Here is a 25,266-nt window from a genome sequence, read left to right as displayed (position 1 = left end):
GCGACGGCGCACGAGCGCCGTTCGCGCTACGCCGGTTCGCGCAATGCCGCCAGGAAGTTCCTCCGCCAGGCCGTGATGTCGTGCGTGCGCAGCACCGCGATCATCGAGGCCCACCGCTCGCGCCGTTCTTCCAGCGGCATTTCCATCGCGGCGGCGATCGCATCGGCCACGCCGTCGAGGTCGTAGGGATTCACCAGCAGCGCCGCGTCGAGTTCGCGCGCAGCGCCGGCGAAAGTCGACAGCACGAGCACGCCCGGGTCCGCCGGATCCTGCGCCGCCACGTATTCCTTCGCGACCAGGTTCATGCCGTCGCGCAGCGGCGTGACCAGCCCCACGTGCGCCAGACGGTAGAAGCCCGTCAGCGTCGGGTGCGGGTAGTTGCGATTGACGTAGCGCACGGGCGTCCAGTCGGGCTCGGCGTGCGCGCCGTTGATGTGGCCGGAGAGTTGTTCGAGCTCGCTGCGCAGGTTCTGGTACTCCAGCACTTCGCCACGCGACACCGGCGCGATCTGCAGGAACGTCAGCTTGCCGCGATGCTCCGGATGGCGCTTGAGGAAGCGGCCGAACGCACGGAAGCGTTCCGGCAGTCCCTTCGAATAGTCCAGGCGGTCCACGCCGATCGCCAGCGCGCGTCCGGACAGGCTGCCGGCCAGCCGCTTCACGCCGGCCTTGCCGGACGCCGCGCGCGCCTGCTGCTCGATCTGCGCGGTGTCGATCCCGATCGGGAACGCGCCCGCGCGCAGGCGCTTGCCCTTGCGCGTTTCCAGCACGCCGTGCGAGATCACGCGGCCGCGGCCGAACAGGCGCACGTAATCCTGGAAGCGCTCCAGATCGCGCTCGGTCTGGAAGCCGATCAGGTCGTACGAGGACAACCCTTCGAACAACCGCTCGTGCTGCGGCAACGCCGCGAGCAGGTCGGAGGAGGGCATCGGCACATGCAGGAAGAACCCCAGACGGCACGCCACGCCCAGTTCGCGCAGCAGCTTCGCCATCGGAATCAGGTGGTAGTCGTGCACCCACACGATGTCGTCGTCGCGCAGCAGCGGCGCGAGCTTCTCGGCGAACAGCGCGTTTACGCGGCGATACGCGGCATACGTGACGCGGCTGTAGTCCACCAGGTCCACGCGGAAATGCAGCAATGGCCACAGGGTTCGGTTGGCGAAACCGTTGTAGTAGTCGTCGTGGTCGCGCTTGGACAGATCGACGGTGACGTAGCGGATGTTGCCCGCGTCGCGCTCGTGCAACTGGCCGGAGTCGTCCGGGTCGATGCGCCCGCTCCAGCCGAACCACAGGCCGCCGGTTTCCTCCAGCGCGGACTGCAGCGCCACCGCGAGCCCGCCCGGGCTGTTCACTCCCGGCAACGCGACGCGGTTGGAAACGATGACCAGACGACTCATGCCGCGTCCTGCCACGGCCGCGACAGGCGCATGGCGGCATTGATCAGGCCGACGTGCGAATAGGTCTGCGGGAAGTTGCCCCAGGCCTCGCCGCCGTCGAACTCCAGGTCTTCCGAAAGCAGGCCCAGCGGATTGCGCCGGGCGAGGATGCGCTCGAACAGCACGCGCGCTTCCTCCTGCCGGCCGATCGACGCGAGCGCGTCGATGTACCAGAACGTGCAGATGGTGAAGCTGGTTTCCGGTGCGCCGAAATCGTCCGGCGCGACGTAACGGAACAGCGCGTCGCCGCGCTTGAGGTCGCGGCCGATCGCCTCGACCGTGCGCACGAAGCGCGGATCGTCCGGCTTCACGAAGCCCAGGTCGGCGAGCAACAGCAGCGAGGCGTCCAGGCGATTGCCGTCGGGCGACTCGACGAAATGGCCGAGTTCCTCGTTGTAGGCGTGCGCGACGATGCGCGCATGGATCTCGTCTGCACGCTGTCGCCACAGCTGCACCTTCGGCGCCAGGCGCAAGTGCACCGCGATGCGCGCCAAACGGTCGCACGCGGCCCAGCACATCACGCTGGAATAGGTGTGCACTTCCTCGCGCCCGCGGAACTCCCACAGGCCCGCGTCGGGCTTGTCGTGCAGCGCGTAGGCGAGTTCGCCCACGGGCTCCAGCCGCTCGAAGATCGACGCATCGCCCACGCGCGTGAGGCGCTGGTCGAAGAACAATTGCGTGGACGCGAGCACCACGCTGCCGTACACGTCGTGCTGCTTCTGCAGCCACGCCAGGTTGCCGCGGCGCACCGGGCCCATGCCGCGATAGCCGGCCAGCGATTCGACTTCCGATTCGGCCAGCTGCCGTTCGTACCCCAGGCCGTACAGCGGCTGCAATTCGCCGTGCGCGGAGGCGACGTTGGCGACGTAGCGCAGGTATTCCTCCATCGTGCGCGTCGCGCCCAACCGGTTGAGGGCGCGCACGACGAAGGCCGAGTCGCGCAGCCAGCAGTAACGGTAGTCCCAGTTGCGCACGGTGTTGGCCGCTTCCGGGATCGAGGTGGTCAGCGCGGCCACGATCGCGCCGGTTTCATCGTTCTGGCACAGCTTGAGCGTGATCGCGCTGCGGATCACCGCGTCCTGCCATTCCAGCGGGATCGAAAGATTGCGCACCCAGTTGCGCCAGTACACGTGCGTCTGCTCCTCCGCGTAACGGGCGAAACCGGCGACCGATTGGGTGAGCGTTTCATCCGGTCCCAGCACCAGGTGCACGTCGCGATCGAGCATGAATGGCAGCGCGTCGCGGACCAGCCGCACCGGCGCATCGGTGGTCAGGCGCAGGGTGAAGTCGGGAATGAGGTAGCGGATATGGTTGCTGCCCCAGGTCACTTCCGGCTGCACCGCACCGTAGTCGGCCAGCGGTCGCAGGCGGATGCGGATGCGCGGCATGCCCGACAGCGGGCGCAGCCGGCGCATCAGCATCACCGGGCGGTAGAAGCGATCGTTCTGGTGCCAGCGCGGCGCGAAGTCGACGATCTCCACCGCGCCACCGTGCGCATCGCGCAGCACCGTGCGCAGCATCGCGGTGTTGGTGATGTAGGACTGTTCGGATTCGACGAAGTCCTCCAACTCCACCGCCCAGTCGCCGCCCGCGTGCTCGCGCGGGGAGAGCAGGGCGCAGAACGTGGGGTCGCCGTCGAAGGCCGGCACGCAGCCCCAGACGATGCGCGCGCGGGCGTCGACCAGCGCGGCGACGCTGCCATTGCCGATGAGGCCCAGATCCAGGCTGGCGGGGAGGGAGGCGGATGAGGTCATCGGTGCTCCATGGATTTCGTGGATGAAGTGCGGGTGCACGTCGTCGCTCATGCCAGCGACAGGCCCTCCTGGAGCCACGCGCGCACCGCGGCCGGGTCGTGCAGGCCGTAACGCGCCACGCTGGGTTGGCGCGAGCCCACCAGCACGCCGAAGCCGTTGTGGCTGTTGACCGCGGCGAACGCGTGTTCGTCGGTGAGGTCGTCGCCGACGAAGACCGGGCGACGTCCGTGGAAGGGCGGGTGGGCGAGCATCTCCACCACCGCGCCGCCCTTGTGCGCGCCGTCGGGGCGCAGCTCCACGACCATGTTGCCGGGTTGCAGGTGGTAGCCGGGCAGTTCGATCAGGATGGAATCGGCGTACTGGCGCAGCAGGTCCTCGGCGTCGGGCGCGGCGCGCCAATGCAGGGCGATGGTGGTGCCCTTGTCCTCCACGCGCGCGCCGGGATAGCGCGCTGCCAGCGCTTGCCCCCAGGCGACGGCTTCGTCCAGGGCGCGCGGGCGCGGGTGCCGCTCCTGATGGCCGTCTTCTCGCCGCTCCAGCCCGTGCAGGCCCGTGGCCGGCAGGCTCAGCGGCGCGAACAGCGCGTCGAGCTGCGCCAACCGCCGTCCGCTCACCAGCGCCAGCGCGCCGTCGAGGCGGCCGTGCAGCACGGCGAGCACGTCGATCAGTCCGGGGTCCACCGTGACGTCGCCGGGAACATCGGCGAAATCCAGCAGCGTGCCGTCGACATCCAGGAACAGCGCCCATTCGGACGACACCGCGGGCGGCGCGGGCAGGTGGAGGGGGGGCGAGGACATGCACGCATTGTGAACACGCGTATGTCAGCATCAGGTGGACGCTTCGCGAACGCCCCGGAATTCCTTGAAACGGGCGCCGAACGACCGCATCTGGTGCGCATTGCGGCCCACTCCGTGGCGGCCGCCACCCATAGTGAAAGGGATACCTCCATGCGGATGGACAAACTCACCTCGCGCTTCCAGCAGGCCTTGCAGGACGCGCAGTCGCTGGCGATCGGCCGCGACCACAGCGTCATCGAACCCGCCCACCTGATGACCGCGCTGCTGGAACAGAGCGGCGGCAGCACCCGCCCGCTGCTCGCGCAGGCCGGCGTCAACGTGCCGCTGCTGCGCGAACGCCTGGGCGAAGCGCTCGACAAGCTGCCCAAGGTCACCGGGCAAGCCGGCAACATCAGCGTCGGCAACGACCTGGCGCGCCTGCTCAACGTCACCGACAAGCTCGCCCAGCAGCGCGGCGATGCCTTCATCGCCAGCGAGCTGTTCGTGCTGGCCGCGCTGGACGACAGCGGCGAACTCGGCCGCGCGCTCAAGGCCGCCGGCGCCGACAAACAGAAACTGGAAGCGGCCATCGACAAGGTCCGCGGAGGCGAGAGCGTGCAGTCCGAAAACGCCGAAGACCAGCGCCAGGCGCTGGAGAAGTACACCATCGACCTCACCGCGCGCGCGGAGAGCGGCAAGCTCGATCCGGTCATCGGCCGCGACGAGGAAATCCGCCGCACCGTGCAGGTCCTGCAGCGCCGCACCAAGAACAACCCCGTGCTGATCGGCGAGCCCGGCGTGGGCAAGACCGCGATCGTGGAAGGCCTCGCGCAGCGCATCATCAACGGCGAAGTGCCCGAGGGCCTGCGCGGCAAGCGCGTGCTCTCGCTCGACATGGGCGCGCTGATCGCCGGCGCGAAGTTCCGCGGCGAGTTCGAGGAACGCCTGAAGGCCGTGCTCAGCGACCTGAGCAAGAGCGAAGGCCAGATCATCCTGTTCATCGACGAGCTGCACACGATGGTCGGCGCCGGCAAGGCCGAGGGCGCGATGGACGCGGGCAACATGCTCAAGCCCGCGCTCGCGCGCGGCGAGCTGCACTGCATCGGCGCGACCACGCTCGACGAATACCGCCAGTTCATCGAGAAGGACGCCGCACTGGAGCGCCGCTTCCAGAAGGTGTTCGTCGGCGAGCCGAGCGTGGAGGACACCATCGCCATCCTGCGCGGGCTGAAGGAGAAGTACGCCGTGCACCACGGCGTGGAGATCACCGACCCGGCGATCGTCGCCGCGGCCACGCTGTCCAACCGCTACATCAGCGACCGCCAGCTGCCCGACAAGGCCATCGACCTGATGGACGAGGCGGCCTCGCGCATCCGCATGGAGATCGACTCCAAGCCGGAAGAACTCGATCGCAAGGAGCGCCGCCTGATCCAGCTCAAGATCCAGCGCGAGGCGTTGAAGAAGGAGAAGGACGCCGAGTCCAAGCAGCGCCTGTCCGACCTGGAGGACGAGATCGCCAAGCTGGAGCGCGAGTTCAACGATCTGGAGGAAGTCTGGAAGGCCGAGAAGGCCATGTTGCAGGGCGCGACGAAGATCAAGGAGCAGATCGAGGCCGCGCGCCTGGAGCTGGAGGCCGCGCAGCGCAAGCAGGACTTCGCGCGCATGAGCGAAATCCAGTACGGCACGCTGCCGGAGCTGGAGAAGCAGCTCAAGGCCGCGCAGGAAGCCGAGACGAAGGGCTTCACGCTGCTGCAGGACAAGGTGACGGCGGAAGAGATCGCGCAGGTCGTCGCGCGCTGGACCGGCATTCCGGTCAGCAAGATGCTCGAAGGCGAGCGCGAGAAGCTGCTGCGCATGGAAGAGCACCTGCACACGCGCGTGGTCGGCCAGGAAGAGGCGATCAAGGTCGTGTCCGATGCGGTGCGCCGCTCGCGCGCCGGGCTTTCCGATCCGAATCGCCCGTCGGGTTCGTTCCTGTTCCTCGGCCCCACCGGCGTGGGCAAGACCGAGTTGAGCAAGGCGCTGGCCGAATTCCTGTTCGATTCCAGCGATGCGATGGTGCGCATCGACATGAGCGAATTCATGGAGAAGCATTCCGTGAGCCGCCTGGTCGGGGCGCCTCCGGGCTACGTCGGTTACGAAGAGGGCGGTTACCTCACCGAAGCGGTGCGTCGCCGCCCGTACAGCGTGATCCTGCTCGACGAAGTGGAGAAGGCGCATCCGGACGTGTTCAACATCCTGTTGCAGGTGCTGGACGACGGCCGCCTCACCGACGGCCAGGGCCGCACGGTGGACTTCCGAAACACGGTCATCGTGATGACATCGAACCTGGGCTCGCACCAGATCCAGGAGATGTCCGGAGATGATTCGCCGCAGGCCTACCTGCAGATGAAGAGCGCGGTGATGGGCGTGGTGCAGGCGCACTTCCGCCCGGAGTTCATCAACCGGCTCGACGACATCGTCGTGTTCCATCCGCTCGACAAGCAGCAGATCCGGCAGATCGCGCGCATCCAGCTCAACGGGCTGGAGAAGCGGCTGGGCGAGCGCGGGCTCAAGCTGGATCTGTCCGATGAGGCGCTCGCGTTGCTGGGCAATGTCGGCTTCGATCCGGTGTACGGCGCGCGCCCGCTGAAGCGTGCGATCCAGCAGCAGCTGGAGAATCCGCTGGCTTCGAAGATCCTGGCCGGCGAATTCACCAGCGGCGATGTGATCGGCGTTGGTGCGCAGGGCGGGCAGTTGGTGTTCCGGAAGGGATAACGCGGCCGCTTTCGCAGGACTGCAATTAAAAGGGCCGCGTATGGGCGGCCCTTGCCTTAGGAGACGAAGGCGCCCCTACTTTGCGACGAACTTTAGCGGACCGTTGTAGTTCGGCCAGGCGATGGACGACGCGCCCCGCGTATTGAGTGCTGTCTCGGTGCCTGTGCCCGCTTCGCTCCGCACGCTGGCCATGAGCGTGGGCATCCAGAAGTTCACAGCGAACGTGGCGTCCTTATGGATGACAGGCTTGATTGCCAGGGTCGTCGTCTTGCCCGGTTCGATGGTGAAGGTGAGCACGTTCTCGTTGACGTAGGCGCCCTTGTCCAGAATCTTCTGCACGCTAAACCCCGTCGTCATCTCCAGGCCGATGCCGGTCACGTGGTACGTGCCGGTAGGAAGCGTCAGTGCTTCGGATTGGCCGTAGCGGGTTAGATGATTGATCGGATGGTCGACGAACTGCTTGGCGACCATCGAGAACACCATCTGAGTGTCCTTTACTCCCCACTCCAGTCCTCCATTACGCAGCTGCTTGTCGACCTTCTTCGGCAGTTCTTTCTCGCTGGTGAATTGCGCAACCTCGACCACCAGCGTGCCGGTGTCCTGCGCCGACGCGGCGTAATTGAACAGCAGCGCGACGGCGAGCATCGCGCTCTTGATGACGTGCCTCATGTTGCTCCCTTTGTAGTATTGAGCCGCCATGTCCGGCGGGTGCTTACGTTAGCGGCCCCGATGGTCGTACGCGCGATCTCTGGGAATCTTGCTAAGATGCCCCCGCCTGAGGTGACCGCCGGCCTGGCCGGTGGTTGAAACGGGAATCCGGTGCGCCGGGTCGTGCATGCACGACCGGCAATTCCGGAGCTGCCCCCGCAACGGTAGGCGAGAAGACGATCCGCATCACAGCCACTGTGCTCACGCATGGGAAGGCGCGGACCGGAAGCGCAGGAACCCCTGCCTTCGCTCGCAAGCCCGGAGACCGGCCTTTGTGCGACCCGACACGCGGTGGGCGATGTCATGGGGCGCATGCCGTTCGCGTGCCGCTGCCATAACCCTCCTTCCGCCTGTCCTCTTCCAACGTTCCCGCGCGGGCAGGCGCGGTCAAGGAGTGTGTCAGTGCATCCGCATCACCGTATGTTCCGCCGCCGCGCGCTGGCGGTGTCGTTGTCGTGTTCCCTTCCTTTCGCGGCCCCGGCCTTCGCCGACGATGCCGCCACCGATCTCGATCAGGTCGTCGTCACCGCTACGCGCACCGCGCAGACGCAGGACCAGACGCTCGCCGCGATCGCCGTGATCGACCGTGCCGAGATCGAACGCCTGCAGCCGGCCTCGCTGCCGGCCCTGCTGACGGGGCGCGCGGGTATCTCCATCGCCAACAACGGCGGCCCGGGCAAGTCGACGTCGCTGTTCCTGCGCGGTACCGAGTCCGACCACGTCCTGGTGCTCATCGACGGCATCAAGATCGGTTCGGCCACCAGCGGCGGTGCCTCGCTGCAAGACATCCCGGTCGAACAGATCGAACGCGTGGAAATCGTGCGCGGTCCGTTCTCCAGTCTGTACGGTTCCGAAGCGCTGGGCGGCGTCATCCAGATCTTCACCCGCCGCCCGCAAGGCGCGTTCGCGCCCAGCGCCAGCGCCGCCGTCGGCAGCGATAACACGCAACGCTACGCGGCCGGCGTCGCCGGGCAGGCGAGCGATCCCTCGCGTGGCGCCTGGTATGCGATCAACGCCGCGCACGAAAGCACCGACGGCATCAACGCCTACCGCGGCACGCGCAACTTCGATCCCGACAAGGACGGCTATCGCAACACGTCGTTGACGTTGCAGGGCGGCTACCGCTTCAGCGAGCAGTGGGATGCCGACCTGCGCGCCTTCCGCGCCGAAGGCAACAACGAGTACGACGGCAGCACCAACAACGAAGCCGACACCGTGCAGCAGGTCGTCGGCGGTCGTGTGCGCTACACGCCGGGCGATCGTTTGAAGTTCACCGCCGGGCTGGGCACCAGCGCGGACCTGAGCGAGAACTTCCTCAACGGCGTCTATTCCTCCACCTTCGATACCCGCCGCGAAGTGGGCTCGTTGCAGGCCGACGTCGGCCTTGCCACCGGCCTGTTGACGCTGGGCTTCGATTGGCTCGGCGACAAGGTGCACAGCAACACCGATTACGCGCGTGATCGTCGCATCAACCGCGGCGTGTTCGGCCAGTGGCAGCAGGCGTTCGGCACGCAGTCCGTGCAGGCGAGCGCGCGCCGCGACGACGACAGCCAGTTCGGCGGCGAAACCACCGGCAGCGTGCTGTGGGGCTGGAACTTCACGCCGTCGCTGCGCCTGGGTGCGAGCTACGGCACCGCGTTCAAGGCGCCGACGTTCAACGAGCTGTACTTCCCCGGCTACGGCAACCCCGACCTGGGCCCGGAAACCTCGCGCAGTGTCGAAGTGAGCCTGCGCGGCGAACACGGTTGGGGCACCTGGTCGCTCAATGCATTCGACACGAAGATCGACGACCTGATCGCCTTCGACTCGACGCTCGGCCCGATGGGCGGCCCGAACAACATCGACCGCGCGCGCATCCAGGGCGTGGAAGCGACCGCGGGCGTGGTCTGGATGGACTGGAGCCTGCGCACCAGCCTCACCTGGCTGGACCCGCGCAACGACGGCGACAACGTCAACCACGACAAGTTGCTGCCGCGCCGTGCGAAGCAGTCCGGGCGGATCGACCTTGATCGCAAGTTCGATCGCTTCAGCATCGGCGCCAGCGTCATCGGCGTGGGCGAGCGTTACGACAACCTCGCCAACACCACCCGCATGGGCGGGTACGGACTGTTCGGCTTGCGGGCGGGCTATGCATTCACCGACGCATGGAGCGTGCAGGCCTCGCTCGACAACGCCTTCGACAAACGCTACGAGACCGCCGCGCTCTACAACCAGCCGGGTCGCACCTGGCTGTTGACCGTGCGCTATCAACCCACCGTCCGCTGAGCGGACACCAACGTGAGGCCGCCGATGAAACCCCTGACACGCCACGCCGACCTGGGCCTGTTCGCCGCTTTCGCCGCGCTGATGATCGCCACGCGCTTCCATCATTTCGGCGACGCGCTGCACCTGCCCGACGCCTCGATGGCGCTGTTCTTCCTCGGCGGCCTCTACCTGCGCAAGCACTGGCAGTTCGCGGTGTTCATCGCGCTGGCGGTGGCGATCGACTGGATCGCCATCGAATACGCCGGCGTCAGCGATTTCTGCGTGACTGCGGCGTATTCGTTCCTGCTGCCCGCGTACGCCGCGCTCTGGTATGGCGGACGTCTGTACGCCGATCGACTGCGCACCACATGGGCGTCGATGCTCGGCGCCGCCGGCGTCGCACTGCTTAGCGCGTCGGTGTCGTTCGCCATTTCCAATGGCGCGTTCTATTGGCTGGGCGGTCGCTACGCGGAGCCGCATTCCGCCGAGTATCTGGCGCGCGCCTGGCAGTGGGGTCCGCTGTTCGTGCGCACGACGATGGCCTACATCGCCGTCGCACTGGTCGTCCACGCGATCCTTGATCGCGTGGTGGGCCTTCGTTCCAACACGCAGCCCGCCGGCCGTTGAGGAGATTCACCATGAACGCACTGCGATTCTCTGGCACCGAAAGCCTCCTGCCGTACTCGTCGCCGCGTGCGCAGATTCTGGTCGCCGCCGCGCTCGCCGCATTGATGATCTGCACGCGCGGCCAGCACTTCGCCAGCGTGAATGCGCTGCCGAGTGCATCGTGGGCAGTGTTCTTCCTGGTCGGCGCGACGCTGCGGCCGATGTGGGCACTGCCGGCGTTCTTCGTGCTGTCCTCGCTGCTCGACTTCGCCAGCCTGGCCACCGGCACGATCACCGACTGGTGCCTGTCGCCGGCGTACTGGGCGGTCGCGCTGGCGTATGCGGCGCTGTGGCTGGGCGGTCACGTGTACGCCACGCGGCTGCATCGGGACCGCTGGAGCGCGCTGCCGCGCCTGGTGTTGGCGCTGGTGGTCACGGCCAGCGTGGCGTACCTGATTTCCAAGGGCGGCTTCTACTTCTTCTCCGGCCGTTATCCGGAGCCCACGCTCACGGGCTTCATCGTCCGCATCCCGCAGTATTACCCGCGCGCGCTGGGCACGCTCGCCGGCTATGTCGGGCTGGCGTTCGCGTTGCGGGCGATCGCGATCGGTGCGTTCGCGCGCGTCGCCGCGCGGAGCGTGCGCGCGTGAGCGCCGGCTCCGAGCGCCGCGGGCTCAGCGAGGAAGCGCATCACCGCGAGCGCGCGCAGCGCAAGAAGGAACTCGTGGACCGTCGCATCGCCCGTGCGACCATCGACCGCGGCGTCGTGGTGGTGAACACGGGCAACGGCAAGGGCAAGAGCTCGTCCGGCTTCGGCATGCTCGCGCGCTCGCTCGGGCACGGATTTCGCTGCGGCGTGGTGCAGTTCATCAAGGGCAGCTTCTCCACGGGGGAGGAGGCCTTCTTCCGTCGTTTCGACGACGCGGTGGAGTATCACGTCATGGGCGAGGGCTACACCTGGGAAACGCAGGACCGCGCGCGCGACATCGCCGCGGCAAGTGCGGCGTGGGACGTGGCCGCGCGCATGATGGCCGATCCTGCTTATGACTTCGTGCTCCTGGACGAGTTGAACATCGCGCTGACGAAGGAGTACGTCGCGCTGGATGCGGTGCTCGCCGCGCTGGCCTCGCGACCGGAACGACAACACGTGGTCATCACCGGGCGCGGCGCGCCGCAGGCGCTGATCGACGCGGCCGATACGGTCACCGAGATGCGCGTGGTCAAGCATGCGTTCAAGGCCGGCATCAAGGCGCAGCACGGAATCGAGCTGTGACCATGGACGCGCGCCGCTGCCCTGCGCTGCTGGTATCCGCGCCTGCCTCGGGGCAGGGCAAGACCAGTGTGACGGCCGCGCTCGCGCGCTGGCACGCGCGTCAAGGGCGACGCGTGCGTGTGTTCAAGACGGGGCCCGATTTCCTCGACCCGATGATCCTGGAGCGTGCAAGCGGTGCGCCGGCGTACCAGCTCGATCTGTGGATGACCGGCGAGGCGGATGTGCGCGCGCGGCTGCATGCCGCGGCCGGCGAAGCCGACTTGATCCTCGTCGAAGGCGTGATGGGTCTCTTCGATGGCGCGCCGTCGAGCGCGGATCTCGCGCAGACGTTGGGATTGCCCGTGCTCGCGGTGATCGACGGCTCGGCGATGGCGCAAACCTTCGGCGCGCTGGCCGTGGGGCTGGCACGGTATCGCGAAGGCCTGGCGATGTACGGCGTCGCAGCCAACCGCATCGGTAGCGCGCACCACGCGAAGCTGCTGCGCGAGAGCCTTTCGCCTGAACTGCAATGGCTCGGCGCGCTGCCGCGCGATGCGCAACTCGCGTTGCCCGAGCGTCACCTGGGCCTGGTATCGGCCGGCGAACTGTCCGATCTCGATGGACTTCTGGATGCGCTGGCCGACGCATGGCAGCTCCACGCGTCGACCGAGCTGCCGCCCGAGGTCGCCTTCGCGCCGGCGCGCACGAATGACGTGCATGCGAACCTGCATGGCGTGCGCATCGCCGTGGCGCGCGATGCCGCGTTCTGTTTCTTTTACCCCGCCAACCTCGACCTGCTTCGCCAGGCCGGCGCGGAGCTGCACTTCTTCTCGCCATTGGCAGGCGACGCGCTGCCCGACTGCGATGCGGCATGGTTGCCCGGCGGCTACCCGGAACTGCACCTGCAAACGCTGTCGCAGCGCACCGACCTGCACGCGGCACTGCGTGCACATCGCGACGCAGGCAAACCGCTGCTGGCCGAGTGCGGCGGCATGCTGTTCGCGCTGGATTCGCTGACCGATCGCGACGGCGCGCAGGCACCGATGGCCGGACTCCTGCGCGGCCATGCCGTGATGCAGCCGCGCCTGGCCGCGCTGGGGCTGCAGTCGGTCGCGCTGCCGGAAGGGACGCTGCGCGGGCACACCTTCCACTATGCGAAGGCGAACATCGAATCGCCGGCGCTGGCATCGGCGATCAACCCGAACGGCGGCCCCAGCATCGAGGCGGTCTATCGCGATGCGCGCATGACGGCCAGCTTCGTGCATTTCTACTTCCCGTCCGACCCGGTCGCGGCCACGCGGTTGTTCCTGCCATGAGCACGGCGCTGGCGATGCTGGCGGGCATGGCGCTGGACGCGCTGCTGGGCGAGCCGCGGCGCGCGCATCCGCTGGTCGCGTTCGGACGCATCGCCATGGGCATCGAACGACGCATCCATCGCAACCGCCGCCTGGCCGGCGTCATCGGCTGGAGCATCGCCGTGCTGCCGTTCGTGGCGATCGCCGCGCTGATCGTGCAGGCACTGGCTGCGTGGTCGGCAACGGCGTCGTGGCTGTTCGCGGCGTGTGCACTGTACCTAGCCGTTGGACATCGCAGTCTGGGCGAGCATGCGCGCGCGGTTGAAGCCGCGTTGCGCGAGGGGGATCTGGATGCCGCACGTCAAGCGGTGGGGCGGATGGTCAGCCGCGACACTGGCGCGCTCGACGCCTCGCAGGTCGCCGCCGCCGCCACCGAGTCGGTGCTGGAGAACGGCAGCGATGCGGTGTTCGGGGCGCTGTTCTGGTTCGCGCTGCTGGGCGCGCCGGGTGTCGTGCTTTACCGGTTGTCGAACACGCTGGATGCGATGTGGGGCTATCGCACGCCGCGTTTCGAACGTTATGGCTGGGCGGCTGCACGCATCGACGATGCGCTGAACTACGTGCCCGCGCGGCTGACCGCACTCACCTACGCGCTGCTCGGCCATGCCGCCGCCGCATTGCGCTGTTGGCGCACGCAGGCGCCGCAGTGGGACAGTCCGAACGCCGGCCCGGTGATGGCCGCCGGCGCAGGCGCGCTGCGGGTGCGCCTGGGCGGACCGGCGCCGTATCACGGTGTCTGGGAATCGCGTCCCGCGCTCGGCGAAGGCGCGCTCGCGGACGCCGACGCCATCGCCGCCGCGCGACGCCTGGTTCGACGCGGCGTGGGGCTGTGGCTCGCGATGGCGACGGTGGCGGCCCTTGTTGCGGGAGACCTGCATGCTTGAACACGGTGGCCGCTTGCTGCGCGCGGCGCGAACTTACGACATCGCGCCTTCGGAATGGCTGGACCTGTCCACCGGCATCAGTCCGTTCGCCTGGCCCGTGCCCGAGGTTCCGGCATCGGCATGGCATCGGCTGCCCGAGGACGACGACGGATTGATCGAGACCGCGCGCGACTACTACGACGCGTCGCACCTGCTGCCCGTGGCGGGATCGCAGGCGGCGATCCAGGCCTTGCCGCGAATGCGTGCGCATTCGCGCGTCGGCGTCATCGCGCCCGGCTATGCCGAACACGCGCACGCATGGCGCGCGGCGGGGCACGAAGTGGAGACACTGGCGGCAGACGCGCTGCTGTCGGCGCACGAGCGCTTCGACGTCGTCGCGCTGATCCATCCCAACAATCCCGGCGGCGAACGCTTCGAACGCGCGACGCTGCTTGCGCTGCATTGCGCGTTGGCACCGCGCGGCGGCTGGCTGGTCGTCGACGAAGCTTTCCTCGATGCGACGCCGCACGACAGCCTGTGCGATGCGAGCGATCGCGAAGGACTGATCGTGTTGCGTTCGGTGGGCAAGTTCTTCGGCCTGGCCGGCGCGCGTGCAGGGTTCGTCTGCGCATCACCGGAGTTGATCGGGCGACTGCGCGAAACACTGGGCCCGTGGACGCTCTCCGGCCCCACGCGCTGGGCACTGCGCCATGCGCTCGCCGATCGCCCATGGCAGGCGACGCAGCGCGAGCGTCTTCTTGCCGCGGGCGAACGCCTGCGCCGCGTGCTGACCGACGCGGGCCTCGCGCCTACCGCCGGCTGCGCGTTCTTCCAGTGGCGGCGCGATCCGCGCGCGGCCGCATTGCACGAGGCGCTGGCACGGCGCGGCATTCTCACGCGACTGTTCGAGCAGCCTGCAAGCCTGCGCTTCGGGTTGCCGGCGGACGAGGCCGGTTTCGAGCGGCTCGCCTCGGGACTCGCGTCTGCATTGTCGGAGGACGCGGCATGAGCGCGCGCGTGCTGATGGTGCAGGGCTGCACGTCCGATGCGGGCAAGAGCACGCTGGTGGCCGCGCTGTGCCGATGGTTGCATCGGCAGGGCGTGCGCGTGGCGCCGTTCAAACCGCAGAACATGGCGCTCAATTCCGCAGTCACCGAGGACGGCGGCGAGATCGGCCGCGCGCAGGCCGTGCAGGCGCAGGCCTGCGGGCTGGCGCCGCATACCGATTTCAATCCGATCCTGCTCAAGCCCAACAGCGACACGGGCGCGCAGGTGATCGTGCATGGGCGCGCGGTGGCGAACCTCGACGCGCGCGGCTACCACGACTACAAGCGCATCGCGCGCGACGCGGTGCTCGCCTCGCACGCACGCCTGTGCGCGCAGTACGAAGCAGTGGTCGTGGAAGGCGCCGGCAGCCCCGCGGAGATCAACCTGCGCGACAACGACATCGCCAACATGGGCTATGCGGAGGCGGTGGATTGCCCCGTCATCCTGGTGGCGGACATCGACCGCGGCGGCGTCTTCGCGCACCTCGTCGGCACGCTCGCGCTGCTGAGCCCGAGCGAGCGCGCCCGCGTGCAAGGTTTCGTCATCAACCGCTTCCGCGGTGACCTGGCGCTGCTGCAGCCTGGACTGGACTGGCTGGTGCGCGAGACCGGCAAGCCCGTGTTCGGCGTGCTTCCCTATCTGCATGGGCTGCACCTGGAGGCCGAGGATGCGCTGCCGCCGTCGCGTCAGGCGCAACCAGGTGCGCGCCTGCGCATCGCCGTGCCTGCATTGCCGCGAATCAGCAACCACACCGATTTCGATGCGCTGCGCGCGCATCCACAGGTGGACGTGGTGTTTGTCGGGCCGGGTGAAGTTCCGCCACCGTGCGATCTGATCGTGCTGCCCGGCAGCAAGTCCACGCGCGCGGACCTGGCGTGGCTGCGCGCGGGCGGATGGCAGGCCGCAATCGCGCGGCACCTGCGCTACGGCGGCAAGGTGCTCGGGATCTGCGGTGGGCTACAGATGCTCGGACACGCGGTGCACGATCCGCATGGCATCGAAGGCGAGGCGGGATCGAGCGACGGCCTGGGCTGGCTCGATCTGCGCACCACCCTTGCGCCACACAAGCAGTTGCGCAGCGTGAGCGGCCGATTGCTGATCGGCGATGCGCGCGTGCGCGGTTACGAAATCCATTGTGGTGTCAGCGAGGGATCGGGCATGGCGCTGCCGTCGAGCCGGCTGGACGATGGGCGCATGGACGGTGCGATCTCGGCCGACGGGCAGGTGATGGGGACCTACCTGCACGGCGTGTTCGATCATCCCGAGGCACTCGCGGCGCTGCTGCGATGGGCCGGACTTCACGATGCCGTGGCGATCGACGTACAGGCGCTGCGCGAGACGTCGATCGAGCGGCTCGCCGACGCAGTGGCCGCACACCTGGATGGCGACGCACTGCGTGCGCTGCTGTGCGGAGCGACCTCATGCGCAGCCTGATCCTCGGTGGCGCGCGTTCGGGAAAGAGCGCGTTGGCCGAACGGCTTGCGTCGCAGTCAGGCCGCGAGGTGGTGTACGTCGCCACCGCGCAGGCTCACGACGCGGAGATGGCGGAGCGCATCGCTCATCACCGCGCGCGTCGGCCTGCGCATTGGCGCAGCGTCGAAGCGCCGCTCGCGCTCGCCGCGACGCTGCGCGAGCATGCGCATCCGCAGCGTTGCGTGCTCGTCGACTGCCTGACGTTGTGGATGAGCAACCTGCTCGGATCGGACGACGAGCAGCGTTTCGTCGCCGAGCGCGACGCGCTGCTGGAGGCGCTGCCTGCGTTGCCCGGCGAGATCGTGCTGGTGAGCAACGAGGTCGGGCTTGGCATCGTGCCGATGGGCGCGCTCACGCGGCGCTTCGTCGATGAAGCCGGACGTCTGCACCAGTCACTGGCCGCGCGTTGCGAGCGCGTGCTGTTCGTCGCGGCGGGACTGCCGCTCGCACTCAAGGGAAACATCGAATGATCGACGCATGGTGGACCATGCCGTGTCCGGTTCCGGACCCGTTCGCAGCGCATGCCGCGCGTGCGCGCCAGGACATGCTGACCAAGCCGCCCGGTTCGCTCGGCGTGCTGGAAGACGTCGCCGTGTGGTGGGCGCAGCGTCAGGGGACGGACCGACCCGGGATCGAACGCGTGTGGATCAGCGTGTTCGCGGCCGATCACGGCGTCGCAGCGGAGGGCGTGTCCGCGTTCCCGCAGGCCGTGACGGGCGAGATGGTGCGCAACTTCGCCGGCGGTGGCGCGGCGATCAGCGTGCTGGCGCGCCACCTGGGCGCGACGCTGGACGTCGTGCAACTGGGCACCGTGAACGATCCCGGCGAGATTCCCGGCGTGCATCGCGCGGTGATCGCGCCGTCCACGGCGAACTTCTGCGAAGCGCCGGCGATGACGCAGGCGCAGCTGGCCGAGGCGATGCGGATCGGCGCCGAGCGCGTGGCGCTGGCGCTGGATGCGGACGCGGACCTGTTCATCGGCGGCGAGATGGGAATCGCCAACACGACGGCCGCCACGGCGCTGGCGTGCGCGCTGCTCGGCGTAGCGCCTGAAGACATGGTCGGCGCAGGAACGGGACTGGACGCGGCCGGCATCGCGCGCAAATGCGACGTGGTGCAGCGTGCGCTGCTGTGCAACTCGCATGCGGACACGCCGCTGGAGCGGCTGCGCTGCCTGGGCGGCTTCGAGATCGCCGCGCTCGCGGGCGCCTGCATCGCAGCCGCGCAGGCGCGCATTCCGGTGCTGGTGGACGGCTTCATCGTCACCGTGGCCGCGCTGGCGGCGATGCGTTTGAATCCGGGCGTATGCGACTGGCTGTGCTTCTCGCACAAGTCGCGCGAGCGCGGTCATGCGCGCGTGCTGGAGGCGATGCAGGCGCAGCCGCTGCTCGATGTCGGCATGCGCCTTGGCGAGGCCAGTGGCGCCGCCGTGACGGTGCCGTTGCTGCGGATGGCGTGCGCGCTGCATCGCGAGATGGCGACGTTCGAGCAGGCTGGGGTGTCGCAGGCATGAGCGGGCCGGCGCACATCGAACTGCTGCGCCACGGCGACACCGGGCAGCGCAGCTATCGCGGGCAGTTGGACGATCCGCTGAGCGAGCTGGGCTGGACGCAGTTGCGTGAGGCCGTGGCGGGCGGAGACTGGTCGCTGATCGTGTCCTCGCCGCTGCAACGCTGTGCGGTGTTCGCGCGCGAACTGGCGCAGGCGCGCGGGATGACGATGCGCATCGATGCGCGCCTGGCCGAGTACCACTTCGGGCAGTGGCAGGGCGTGCCGATCGAAACGCTCGCGGACGAGCAGGGCGATGCGCTGGGCCGCTTCTGGGCCGATCCGGTCGCCAATCCTCCGCCCGGGGGCGAGACGTTCGCGCAGTTCCGTGAGCGCCTGTCGAGCGCGATGGACGAGATCGTACGGACATCGGCGGGACGACGCGTGCTCGTCGTCACCCACGGTGGCGCGATCCGGCTGCTGCGTTGCGTGGTCGAGCAGCGCAGCTTCGGCGACATGGCCGGCATCGACGTGCCGCATGCATCGCTGCATCCGCTGGCGTGGACGGGCGGCGAACGGTGAACGGGCTGCTGGTCGCGCTGGGGTTCCTGACGCGCATCCCGGTGCCGATCAAGGTGTTCGACGATGCGCAGGCACGAGTGCGATCGCTGGCCTGGTATCCGCTGGTCGGAGCGCTTATCGGCGCAGTTCTGTGCGCGCTCGCTTGGGCCTTGCCTGCGGATAAGCCGTTGCTGTGCGCGGCACTGCTGCTGGTCGCATGGGTCGCGCTGACGGGCGCATTGCATCTGGATGGACTGGCCGACAGCGCGGACGCGTGGATCGGCGGCATGGCAGGCACGTGGGACGAACGCCGTGCGCGCACGCTCGAGATCATGAAGGACCCCCGCAGCGGGCCGGCCGGCGTCACCGCGCTCGTGCTGCTGTTGCTGTTGAAGTTCGCTGCGCTGGCAAGCATCGCGCCGAGCGCATGGGCATCGTTGTGGATCGCGCCGCTGCTCGCGCGCATGGCGGTGACGGCAGCATTCATCGGTACGCCCTATGTGCGCAGCGGCGGCTTGGGCACGGGGCTGGCGGAGGCGCCGCGCGTCGCGTGCGCACTGGCATTGCTGCTGGGTGCGACGGCGTGCGCGCTGGCAGGATGGCGCGGCGCGATCGCGCTGGCGTGCGCCGTAGTGGTGTTCGTGATGTGGCGGCGCGCGTGCATGCGCCGCCTGGGCGGCATCACCGGCGATACCGCAGGCGCGCTGGTGGAACTGGTCGAAGCGTCGGTGCTGGTCGGCTTGGCGCTGTATTCCGGCACGTGAGGGCCGCGGAAGGAGTGCCCATGCGCTGAGGCCCTGGGTCCCGGCCTTCGCCGGGATGACGACGGCTCCGGATCAGCCGGAATCGCGCTCGCCGCCCATCGCGTCCAAGCGCGCTTCCAGTTCGGCCACGCGTTGCTCCAGTTGGGCAATGCGGTCGTCGGTCGACGTCCTGCGTTCGCTCGATGGCGCGGATTCGACGATGTCCGGCTCGCCGCTGAGCAGGTGCGCGAAACGCTCGCCGCGCTGTCCCGGTTGGCGGGGCAGGGCGACGACCAGCGCAGTCGCACGTTGCGCGAGGCGTTCCAGCGCGTATTGCACGTCCTCGGCGTTCTCGAACTTCGCCAGCCGCTCGCTGCGTGCGAGCAGTTCGTGTGCCGTCTGCGCGCCCCGCAGCATCAGCAGTGTCAGAAGTGCGGTCTGCGGCCGGGTCAGGCCCAGCACCGCTTCGAGGCGGTGCGAATAGCGTTCGGCGCGTGCGGTGTGCTGCGACTTGACCCAGCCGCGCGTTTCAAGCCGCCGCAGGGCATTGCCGACTTCGCCGGGTTCCAGTTCCATCGTCGGCTCGCGCGCGGTCTTCTGGTTGCAGGCCAACACGATCGCGTTGAGCGTGAGCGGGTAAGTGTCCGGCGTCGTCGCTTCCTTCTCGAACAGACAGGCGACGATGCGTGCTTCCACCGGGGTGAGTTGTGCAGTGGTTTCGTTCATGGCGATTTACTCACGCCGTGGCCGGCGGCAGGTGCTTTGATCCGCGATAGACCGGCGTAGCCATCACCATTTCGGCGAGGCTGTGGGCGAGTTCGCGTTCGGCCATCACTGCGCCATCGGCGCCGTGCTGGAGCAGGTGTTTCACTTCCGCATCGCTGTGCGCGCGCGCGACGATCGTGAGCGCCGGGTTGATCTCGCGCAGCTTGGCGATGATCTCGCCCGCCTCCAGCGCATTGGGAATCGCGACCATCACCGTGTGCGCGCGTTCCGGCGCGGCCTCGCGCAGCACGCGCTCGTTGGCGGCGTTGCCGCGGATCGCGGGAATGCCGGCGGCGCGCGCGCGATTGACCAGGTCTTCCTCGCCGTCGATCACCACCAGGCCCACGCCGCGATCGGTGAGCAGCCGGCCCAGCTCGCTGCCGACGCGGCCGTAGCCGATCTGGATGACGTGGTTGTGCAGGTCCGGCGGGATCGGCGGATACATGTGTTCGTCCGGTGCGGGCGTGCGCGCCGTCTCGTCGCGTGCTTCGCGCCGGTCGAGCCAGGCGAACAGCAGCGGATTGACGATGATCGACAGCAGCGCGCCGGCGAGGATCAGGTCCTGGCCTTCCTTCGGCAGGATTTCCAGCTGCAGTCCCAGGCCCGCGAGGATGAAGGAGAACTCGCCGATCTGCGCCAGGCTGGTGGAAATCAGCAGCGCGGTGTTGTTGGGCTTGCCGAACATGCGCACGATCGCGTACGCGGCGACCGACTTGCCGAAGACGATGATGAAGAACGTCGCCAGCACCTGCAGCGGGCGCTCGACCAGGATCATCGGGTCGAACAGCATGCCCACCGAGACGAAGAACAGCACCGCGAAGGCATCGCGCAGCGGCAGTGTTTCGGCCGCGGCCTGGTGGCTGAACTCGGACTCGTTGAGCAGCATGCCGGCGAAGAACGCGCCCAGTGCGAAGGACACGCCGAACATCGCCGCCGAACCGAACGCCACGCCCAGCGCGATGGCGAGCACGCACAGCGTGAACAGTTCGCGCGAACCGGTGCCGGCCACGCGTTCCAGGATCCAGGGGATGACGCGGCGGCCGACGATCAGCATCACCGCGATGAAGCCGCCCACCTTGGCGAGCGTCTTGAACAAGGCTTCCCACACTTCCACCGCGTCGGTCTCGCCACCGCGGAGCAAGCCCGCCAGCGCCGGCAGCAGCACCAGCGCCAGCACCATCGCCAGATCCTCGACGATCAGCCAGCCCACCGCGATGCGGCCGCGGGCGGTCTCGACCAGTCGACGTTCTTCCAGCGCACGCAGCAGCACCACGGTGCTCGCCACCGACAGCGACAAGCCGAACACCAGTCCCGCGCCATGCGACCAGCCCAGCAGCAGCGCCATGCCCCAGCCCAGGGCCGTCGCCAATGCGATCTGCGCGATGGCGCCGGGCAGGGCGATCGCTTTCACGTCGAGCAGGTCGCGCAGGGAGAAGTGCAGGCCCACGCCGAACATCAGCAGGATCACGCCGATTTCGGCGAGCTGGGGTGCGAGTGTCTGGTCGCCGACGAAGCCGGGAGTGAACGGTCCGGCGATGACGCCGGCCAGCAAATAGCCCACCAGGGGCGACAGGCGCAGCTTCTGCGCCAATGCGCCGAAGATGAAGGCCAGGACGAATCCGGCCACGAGGATCGCGATCAGGGACGTGTGATGCATCGGCTCTCCAGAGGGTGATCCTGTTCAGGATGTGGGCGGGGGGCCGTCGATGCAACCCGGGATTGAGCGCGCGGTTGCGAGCGCCAGATTGCGTCAAACCACGTAAACCGGCGGTCAGCAGCCGCGCGGCGGCCCGGTTCGAGCGGGCCAACGGCTAGACTACGCGACCCGGATCCAGCCCGGATCCGCCGTTTCCATGGTTTCACCGTGATCTCCTTCCGCAATTTCGCCCTGCGCCGGGGCGAGCGCCTGCTGCTGTCCAACGTCGACCTCTCCCTGCACGCCGGCTGGCGCGTGGGCGTGATCGGGCGCAACGGCACCGGCAAGTCGTCGCTGTTCGCCGCCCTGCAGGGCCATGTCGAGGCCGACAAGGGCGACATCGACATCCCCGCGCGCGTGCGCATCGCCAGCGTCGCGCAGGAGACTCCCGCGCTGGACGATCCGGCGCTGGACTTCGTCCTCTCCGGCGATGCCGCGGTGTACGCGGCGATCGTCAAGGAGCGCGACGCGATGGCGCGCGAGGACTGGGAGGCGGTCGCCGATGCGCACCATCTGCTGGAGGAGCTCGGCGGCTACGATGCCACCGCGCGCGCCGGCAAGCTGCTGCACGGGCTGGGCTTCACGCCCGACACGCACGAGCGCGCGGTGAAGGAATTCTCCGGCGGCTGGCGCGTGCGCCTGAACCTGGCGCGTGCGCTGATGACGCCGTCGGATCTGCTGCTGCTCGACGAACCGACCAACCACCTCGACCTCGACGCCGTGCTGTGGCTGGAGCAGTGGCTGCTGAAGTACCCGGGCACGCTGCTGCTGATCTCGCACGATCGCGAGTTCCTCGACGAGATCACCACGCACACGCTCCACCTGCACGACGGCAAGGGCAAGCTCTACACGGGCGATTACACCGCCTTCGAGCGCCAGCGCGCCGAGCACCTGCGCCTGCAGCAGATCACCCACGAAAAGGTGCAGGCCGAGCGCGCCCACCTGCAAAGCTTCATCGACCGCTTCAGCGCCAGCGCGGCCAAGGCCAAGCAGGCGCAGTCGCGCGTCAAGCGCCTGGCCAAGATGGCCAACACCGAAGCCGTGCGCGTGGAGCGTGCGTTGCGGATCGAGTTCCCGGCGCCGGCAAAGTTGCCGCACGCGTTGCTGCGCGTGACGCATGCCGATTGCGGTTACGGCGATCACACCGTGCTGCACCAGATCGGCTTCATCCTCGAAGCCGGCGATCGTGTGGCACTGCTGGGGCCCAATGGTGCGGGCAAGTCGACGCTGGTGAAGTCGCTGGTCGGCGAATTGCCGCTGCTCAGCGGCGAGCGCGGCGGCCATCCGGACCTGCGCATCGGCTACTTCGCCCAGCACACGGTGGAATCGCTGCAGGAAGGCCGCACGCCCATCGACCACCTGGCCGACATCGCGCCGGGCGTGGCGACGCAGCAGCTGCGCGACTTCCTGGGCAAGTGGAATTTCCCGGGCGACCGTGCGTTCGAGTCGGTGGACGCGTTCTCCGGCGGCGAGCGCGCGCGGTTGGCGCTGGCGCTGATCGCCTGGCTCAAGCCCAACGTGCTGCTGCTCGACGAACCGACGAACCACCTCGACCTGGACATGCGCGAAGCGCTGGCCGAGGCGCTGGCGAGTTTCGACGGCGCGATCGTGCTGGTTTCGCACGATCGCCATCTCATCGGCCTGGTGTGCGAGACGTTCTGGCGCGTGGCCGATGGCGTCGCGCAGCCGTTCGACGGCGACCTCGACGCTTATGCGGTGTGGCTGCGCACGCGCGACAGCGCGGCCGAGCGGCCGAAGGCGCCGGTCGCCGCTGCGCCCGCAGCGAAGACGGTCGCAAAGGCTCCCAAGGTCAACGCGCACAAGCTGGCGCAGGCCGAGGCGCGCGTCGCCGAGCTGGAATCGAAGCTGCACACGCTGGACATGGATCTGGCCGATCCGGATCGCTATGCCGGCGGTGGCACCGATGCGGCGGCGCTGTCGAAGCAGCGCGATCAGGTGGCTGCGCAGCTGGCCGATGCGGAAGAGGCGTTGCTGGCGTTGTACGGCTGAGCGGCTTTCGCGCTGCTGCTTCGTTCTGCGTTCATCGCGACAGTTTGCCCTCACCCCAACCCCTCTCCCGCCAGCGGGAGAGGGGCTTTGATTTCGTTTGACGCTCCCGCGGCGGGAGAGTGACAAGCTCCCTTGTCCCGCTTGCGGGATGACGGCGCTCTTCGCAGTACGCCTACGCCACTTCGACCGTCCGCTCCATCCGTTCGCCGAGCACCGCACGGCCTTCGATCGCCACCGCCACCGGCTCGCCGTCGTCGACAGTGACCGTGACGTCCATGAAGCCACCGCGTCCTTCGCCGGTGCGCTGGCGCGCGCGGAATCGCACTTCGCCGTTTCGCGTGTCGATCAGCCCGTGTTTCACCAGCCACGCGCCCATCGGACCGTTCGCGTTGCCGGTCACCGGATCCTCGTGGATGCCGATGCCCGGCGCGAACATGCGCCCGTGCGTCAACGCGTCGCCGCCGTCTTCGGAATCGAGCGTGAAGACGAAGTAGCCCCGGGAGCCCGTGCGCTCGTCCAGTGCGGCCAGGCGCGTCATGTCCGGCCGCAGCGCATGCAGGCGCGCGCGGCTTCGGATCGGAATCATCAATTTGCCGTGGCCGGTGCTGACGAACTGCACCGGACCGCGCCGATCGAACTCGTCCAGAGCGAGACCGAGCGCGAGGGCAAGTTCGTGCACCAGGTCCGGCGACAGCGGCTGGCTGAACGTCGGCGGATTCTGCTGTATGCGCACGACGATCCCATCCGCGTCGCGGCGCGTTTCCACCGACTGCACACCCGCGCCGGTGAGCTGCCGGCGCACGCCGGGCGCCGCGCCTTCCAGCGCCAGCGCGAAATGCGCGCCGACCGTCGCGTGGCCGCACACGGGCACTTCGGTCGTGGGCGTGAAGTAGCGGATGTGCAGGTCGTGCCCGGAGTCGCGCGCGGGCAGGACGAAGGCGGTCTCCGAATGGCCCAGTTCGGCCGCGATGGCCTGCATCCGGGCTTCGTCCAGGCCGGCGGCGTTGGTGACGACGCCAGCGGCGTTGCCTTCGCCGGGATGCGTGGTGAATGCGTCGATGCGGTACAGGCGCAGCGGTTCCATTGCGTGATCCGACGTGGGGGGATCCGCAGTGTAGGGCGCGTGTGCGGCGGAACTCGCGCGTGAGCCAGAATCACAGTGTTTCGCCGCAGGAAGTGCGCGCGAGGAGTCCGTGAGCGGACCTGCCCATGGCGGATCTGCGGGCCGCGCGTCGGCCGATCCGGCCGCCGGCAAGGCCCGATGACCTTGAAAATCGAGCATTCGCCGCCAAAATGCCCGCCTGACTTTCGCAATGTCCGCGGTGCCATGCCGATCTATGCCTTCGAGTGCGCCGCCTGCGGCCACACCTTCGACCGTCTGCAGAAGCTGTCGGACGCCGATCCGGCGCAGTGCCCGGCCTGCGGCGAGCCGCAGGTGCGCCGCCAGCTGACCGCGCCGCAGTTCCGCCTCGCCGGCGGCGGCTGGTACGAGACCGACTTCAAGAAGGACGGCGACAAGAAGCGCAACCTGGCGGGCGAGGGCGGCTCGGGGTCCGCCGCCGGCGGGAGCAAGCCCGCCGAATCCAAGCCCGCCGAAGCCAAGCCGGCCGAGAAGAAGCCCGACCCGCCGGCCAAGGCCTGACGGGGCCGGGCGCCACGCCCGCATCCGCCGGCGCCCGACCGCCGGTCGCGCATGGGCCAACGCCCGCGGCTGCCGCTAAAATGCACGGTT

Annotated in this window: 22 protein-coding genes and 1 riboswitch; of the genes, 15 read left to right on the top strand and 7 right to left on the bottom strand. The window is 68.6% G+C overall.

Features of this window, described 5'->3' with window-relative positions; translation table 11 throughout:
- Positions 1-26: 26 nt before the first annotated feature.
- From otsA to otsB, 3 genes are read right to left on the bottom strand one after another with little or no spacing between them, the layout of a single operon-like run.
- Positions 27-1,397 carry an alpha,alpha-trehalose-phosphate synthase (UDP-forming) gene (gene otsA, locus JI752_RS05200; RefSeq protein ID WP_216960136.1) on the bottom strand — a complete coding sequence of 457 codons (1,371 nt, stop codon included), beginning with the start codon at positions 1,395-1,397 and terminating at the stop codon, positions 27-29.
- Positions 1,394-3,190, bottom strand: coding sequence for a glycoside hydrolase family 15 protein (locus JI752_RS05195; RefSeq protein WP_216961824.1), 1,797 nt, complete (start codon positions 3,188-3,190; stop codon positions 1,394-1,396). Before JI752_RS05195 ends, otsA begins: the two co-directional genes overlap by 4 nt.
- 47 nt (positions 3,191-3,237) lie before the next feature.
- Positions 3,238-3,987, bottom strand: coding sequence for a trehalose-phosphatase (gene otsB / locus JI752_RS05190; protein WP_216960133.1), 750 nt, complete (start codon positions 3,985-3,987; stop codon positions 3,238-3,240).
- 150 nt (positions 3,988-4,137) lie between these two features.
- Here otsB and clpB point away from each other — a divergent pair, with 150 nt between their 5' ends.
- Positions 4,138-6,723, top strand: coding sequence for an ATP-dependent chaperone ClpB (gene clpB / locus JI752_RS05185; protein ID WP_216960131.1), 2,586 nt, complete (start codon positions 4,138-4,140; stop codon positions 6,721-6,723).
- A gap of 75 nt (positions 6,724-6,798) precedes the next feature.
- Here clpB and JI752_RS05180 read toward each other — a convergent pair whose 3' ends face one another.
- Entirely contained in the window at positions 6,799-7,392 is a 594-nt protein-coding gene (locus JI752_RS05180) for a hypothetical protein (RefSeq protein WP_216960128.1), read from the bottom strand.
- Between the two features lie 92 nt (positions 7,393-7,484).
- A riboswitch (cobalamin riboswitch) is annotated at positions 7,485-7,720 on the top strand.
- A 131-nt stretch (positions 7,721-7,851) separates the two neighbouring features.
- Here JI752_RS05180 and btuB point away from each other — a divergent pair.
- From btuB to JI752_RS05120, 12 genes are all read left to right on the top strand, one after another.
- Positions 7,852-9,696, top strand: coding sequence for a TonB-dependent vitamin B12 receptor (btuB, locus tag JI752_RS05175; RefSeq protein ID WP_216960125.1), 1,845 nt, complete (start codon positions 7,852-7,854; stop codon positions 9,694-9,696).
- 24 nt (positions 9,697-9,720) lie between these two features.
- A complete protein-coding gene (locus JI752_RS05170; protein ID WP_216960122.1) occupies positions 9,721-10,302 on the top strand; it encodes a hypothetical protein in 582 nt (193 codons plus the stop codon).
- Positions 10,303-10,406: 104 nt separating this feature from the next.
- Complete coding sequence (locus JI752_RS05165; protein WP_254200390.1) at positions 10,407-10,931, top strand: hypothetical protein; 525 nt, start codon at positions 10,407-10,409, stop codon at positions 10,929-10,931.
- Positions 10,928-11,554 carry a cob(I)yrinic acid a,c-diamide adenosyltransferase gene (gene cobO, locus JI752_RS05160; protein ID WP_216960116.1) on the top strand — a complete coding sequence of 209 codons (627 nt, stop codon included), beginning with the start codon at positions 10,928-10,930 and terminating at the stop codon, positions 11,552-11,554. The genes JI752_RS05165 and cobO overlap by 4 nt, the downstream gene beginning before the upstream one ends.
- Complete coding sequence (locus JI752_RS05155; protein WP_216960114.1) at positions 11,551-12,849, top strand: cobyrinate a,c-diamide synthase; 1,299 nt, start codon at positions 11,551-11,553, stop codon at positions 12,847-12,849. Before cobO ends, JI752_RS05155 begins: the two co-directional genes overlap by 4 nt.
- On the top strand, positions 12,846-13,772 hold the full coding sequence (gene cbiB / locus JI752_RS05150) for an adenosylcobinamide-phosphate synthase CbiB (protein ID WP_216960111.1): 927 nt from the start codon (positions 12,846-12,848) through the stop codon (positions 13,770-13,772). The genes JI752_RS05155 and cbiB overlap by 4 nt, the downstream gene beginning before the upstream one ends.
- Positions 13,765-14,760 (top strand): threonine-phosphate decarboxylase CobD, encoded by a 996-nt coding sequence (gene cobD, locus JI752_RS05145; RefSeq protein ID WP_216960109.1) that lies wholly within the window; start codon positions 13,765-13,767, stop codon positions 14,758-14,760. Before cbiB ends, cobD begins: the two co-directional genes overlap by 8 nt.
- On the top strand, positions 14,757-16,232 hold the full coding sequence (locus tag JI752_RS05140; RefSeq protein ID WP_216960106.1) for a cobyric acid synthase: 1,476 nt from the start codon (positions 14,757-14,759) through the stop codon (positions 16,230-16,232). Before cobD ends, JI752_RS05140 begins: the two co-directional genes overlap by 4 nt.
- The gene (gene cobU / locus JI752_RS05135) at positions 16,220-16,741 is read left to right on the top strand and encodes a bifunctional adenosylcobinamide kinase/adenosylcobinamide-phosphate guanylyltransferase (protein WP_216960104.1); all 522 of its coding nucleotides are present in this window, start codon (positions 16,220-16,222) and stop codon (positions 16,739-16,741) included. Before JI752_RS05140 ends, cobU begins: the two co-directional genes overlap by 13 nt.
- Positions 16,738-17,784, top strand: a complete 1,047-nt coding sequence (gene cobT, locus JI752_RS05130; protein ID WP_216960101.1) for a nicotinate-nucleotide--dimethylbenzimidazole phosphoribosyltransferase — start codon at positions 16,738-16,740, stop codon at positions 17,782-17,784. Before cobU ends, cobT begins: the two co-directional genes overlap by 4 nt.
- Positions 17,781-18,341, top strand: a complete 561-nt coding sequence (locus JI752_RS05125) for a histidine phosphatase family protein (protein WP_216960098.1) — start codon at positions 17,781-17,783, stop codon at positions 18,339-18,341. The genes cobT and JI752_RS05125 overlap by 4 nt, the downstream gene beginning before the upstream one ends.
- Positions 18,338-19,084 (top strand): adenosylcobinamide-GDP ribazoletransferase, encoded by a 747-nt coding sequence (locus JI752_RS05120; RefSeq protein WP_216960096.1) that lies wholly within the window; start codon positions 18,338-18,340, stop codon positions 19,082-19,084. The genes JI752_RS05125 and JI752_RS05120 overlap by 4 nt, the downstream gene beginning before the upstream one ends.
- A gap of 72 nt (positions 19,085-19,156) precedes the next feature.
- Here the strand turns inward: JI752_RS05120 and JI752_RS05115 are convergent, their stop codons facing one another.
- Both JI752_RS05115 and ybaL read right to left on the bottom strand, forming a co-directional pair.
- On the bottom strand, positions 19,157-19,789 hold the full coding sequence (locus JI752_RS05115; RefSeq protein ID WP_216960093.1) for a YceH family protein: 633 nt from the start codon (positions 19,787-19,789) through the stop codon (positions 19,157-19,159).
- A 10-nt stretch (positions 19,790-19,799) separates the two neighbouring features.
- On the bottom strand, positions 19,800-21,485 hold the full coding sequence (gene ybaL / locus JI752_RS05110) for a YbaL family putative K(+) efflux transporter (protein ID WP_216960090.1): 1,686 nt from the start codon (positions 21,483-21,485) through the stop codon (positions 19,800-19,802).
- 207 nt (positions 21,486-21,692) lie between these two features.
- Here ybaL and JI752_RS05105 point away from each other — a divergent pair, with 207 nt between their 5' ends.
- On the top strand, positions 21,693-23,534 hold the full coding sequence (locus JI752_RS05105) for an ABC-F family ATP-binding cassette domain-containing protein (protein ID WP_216960088.1): 1,842 nt from the start codon (positions 21,693-21,695) through the stop codon (positions 23,532-23,534).
- 172 nt (positions 23,535-23,706) lie between these two features.
- Here JI752_RS05105 and JI752_RS05100 read toward each other — a convergent pair whose 3' ends face one another.
- Positions 23,707-24,618: a PhzF family phenazine biosynthesis isomerase gene (locus JI752_RS05100; protein WP_216960085.1), complete on the bottom strand. Its 912-nt coding sequence runs from the start codon at positions 24,616-24,618 to the stop codon at positions 23,707-23,709.
- A gap of 243 nt (positions 24,619-24,861) precedes the next feature.
- On the opposite strand from JI752_RS05100, the gene JI752_RS05095 reads away from it, so the two are divergent.
- Positions 24,862-25,176 (top strand): zinc ribbon domain-containing protein, encoded by a 315-nt coding sequence (locus JI752_RS05095; RefSeq protein ID WP_216960083.1) that lies wholly within the window; start codon positions 24,862-24,864, stop codon positions 25,174-25,176.
- Positions 25,177-25,266 lie beyond the last annotated feature (90 nt).

This window comes from Lysobacter sp. MMG2 (assembly GCF_016735495.2).
Taxonomy (GTDB): Bacteria; Pseudomonadota; Gammaproteobacteria; order Xanthomonadales; family Xanthomonadaceae; genus Lysobacter_J.
The sequence above is the reverse complement of the archived record's forward strand: the minus strand, read 5'-3'. Positions and strand labels throughout refer to the sequence as shown.

Excerpts from the sequence above, each read along its gene's own strand:
- JI752_RS05100 (WP_216960085.1), bottom strand. The coding sequence starts at position 24,618 with ATGGAACCGCTGCGCCTGTACCGCATCGACGCATTCACCACGCATCCC.
- JI752_RS05125 (WP_216960098.1), top strand. The coding sequence starts at position 17,781 with ATGAGCGGGCCGGCGCACATCGAACTGCTGCGCCACGGCGACACCGGG.
- JI752_RS05195 (WP_216961824.1), bottom strand. The coding sequence starts at position 3,190 with ATGACCTCATCCGCCTCCCTCCCCGCCAGCCTGGATCTGGGCCTCATC.
- cobD (WP_216960109.1), top strand. The coding sequence starts at position 13,765 with ATGCTTGAACACGGTGGCCGCTTGCTGCGCGCGGCGCGAACTTACGAC.
- JI752_RS05140 (WP_216960106.1), top strand. The coding sequence starts at position 14,757 with ATGAGCGCGCGCGTGCTGATGGTGCAGGGCTGCACGTCCGATGCGGGC.
- cobU (WP_216960104.1), top strand. The coding sequence starts at position 16,220 with ATGCGCAGCCTGATCCTCGGTGGCGCGCGTTCGGGAAAGAGCGCGTTG.
- ybaL (WP_216960090.1), bottom strand. The coding sequence starts at position 21,485 with ATGCATCACACGTCCCTGATCGCGATCCTCGTGGCCGGATTCGTCCTG.
- otsA (WP_216960136.1), bottom strand. The coding sequence starts at position 1,397 with ATGAGTCGTCTGGTCATCGTTTCCAACCGCGTCGCGTTGCCGGGAGTG.
- JI752_RS05180 (WP_216960128.1), bottom strand. The coding sequence starts at position 7,392 with ATGAGGCACGTCATCAAGAGCGCGATGCTCGCCGTCGCGCTGCTGTTC.
- btuB (WP_216960125.1), top strand. The coding sequence starts at position 7,852 with ATGTTCCGCCGCCGCGCGCTGGCGGTGTCGTTGTCGTGTTCCCTTCCT.
- JI752_RS05165 (WP_254200390.1), top strand. The coding sequence starts at position 10,407 with ATGATCTGCACGCGCGGCCAGCACTTCGCCAGCGTGAATGCGCTGCCG.
- JI752_RS05095 (WP_216960083.1), top strand. The coding sequence starts at position 24,862 with ATGCCGATCTATGCCTTCGAGTGCGCCGCCTGCGGCCACACCTTCGAC.
- JI752_RS05115 (WP_216960093.1), bottom strand. The coding sequence starts at position 19,789 with ATGAACGAAACCACTGCACAACTCACCCCGGTGGAAGCACGCATCGTC.
- otsB (WP_216960133.1), bottom strand. The coding sequence starts at position 3,987 with ATGTCCTCGCCCCCCCTCCACCTGCCCGCGCCGCCCGCGGTGTCGTCC.
- clpB (WP_216960131.1), top strand. The coding sequence starts at position 4,138 with ATGCGGATGGACAAACTCACCTCGCGCTTCCAGCAGGCCTTGCAGGAC.
- cobT (WP_216960101.1), top strand. The coding sequence starts at position 16,738 with ATGATCGACGCATGGTGGACCATGCCGTGTCCGGTTCCGGACCCGTTC.
- JI752_RS05170 (WP_216960122.1), top strand. The coding sequence starts at position 9,721 with ATGAAACCCCTGACACGCCACGCCGACCTGGGCCTGTTCGCCGCTTTC.
- cbiB (WP_216960111.1), top strand. The coding sequence starts at position 12,846 with ATGAGCACGGCGCTGGCGATGCTGGCGGGCATGGCGCTGGACGCGCTG.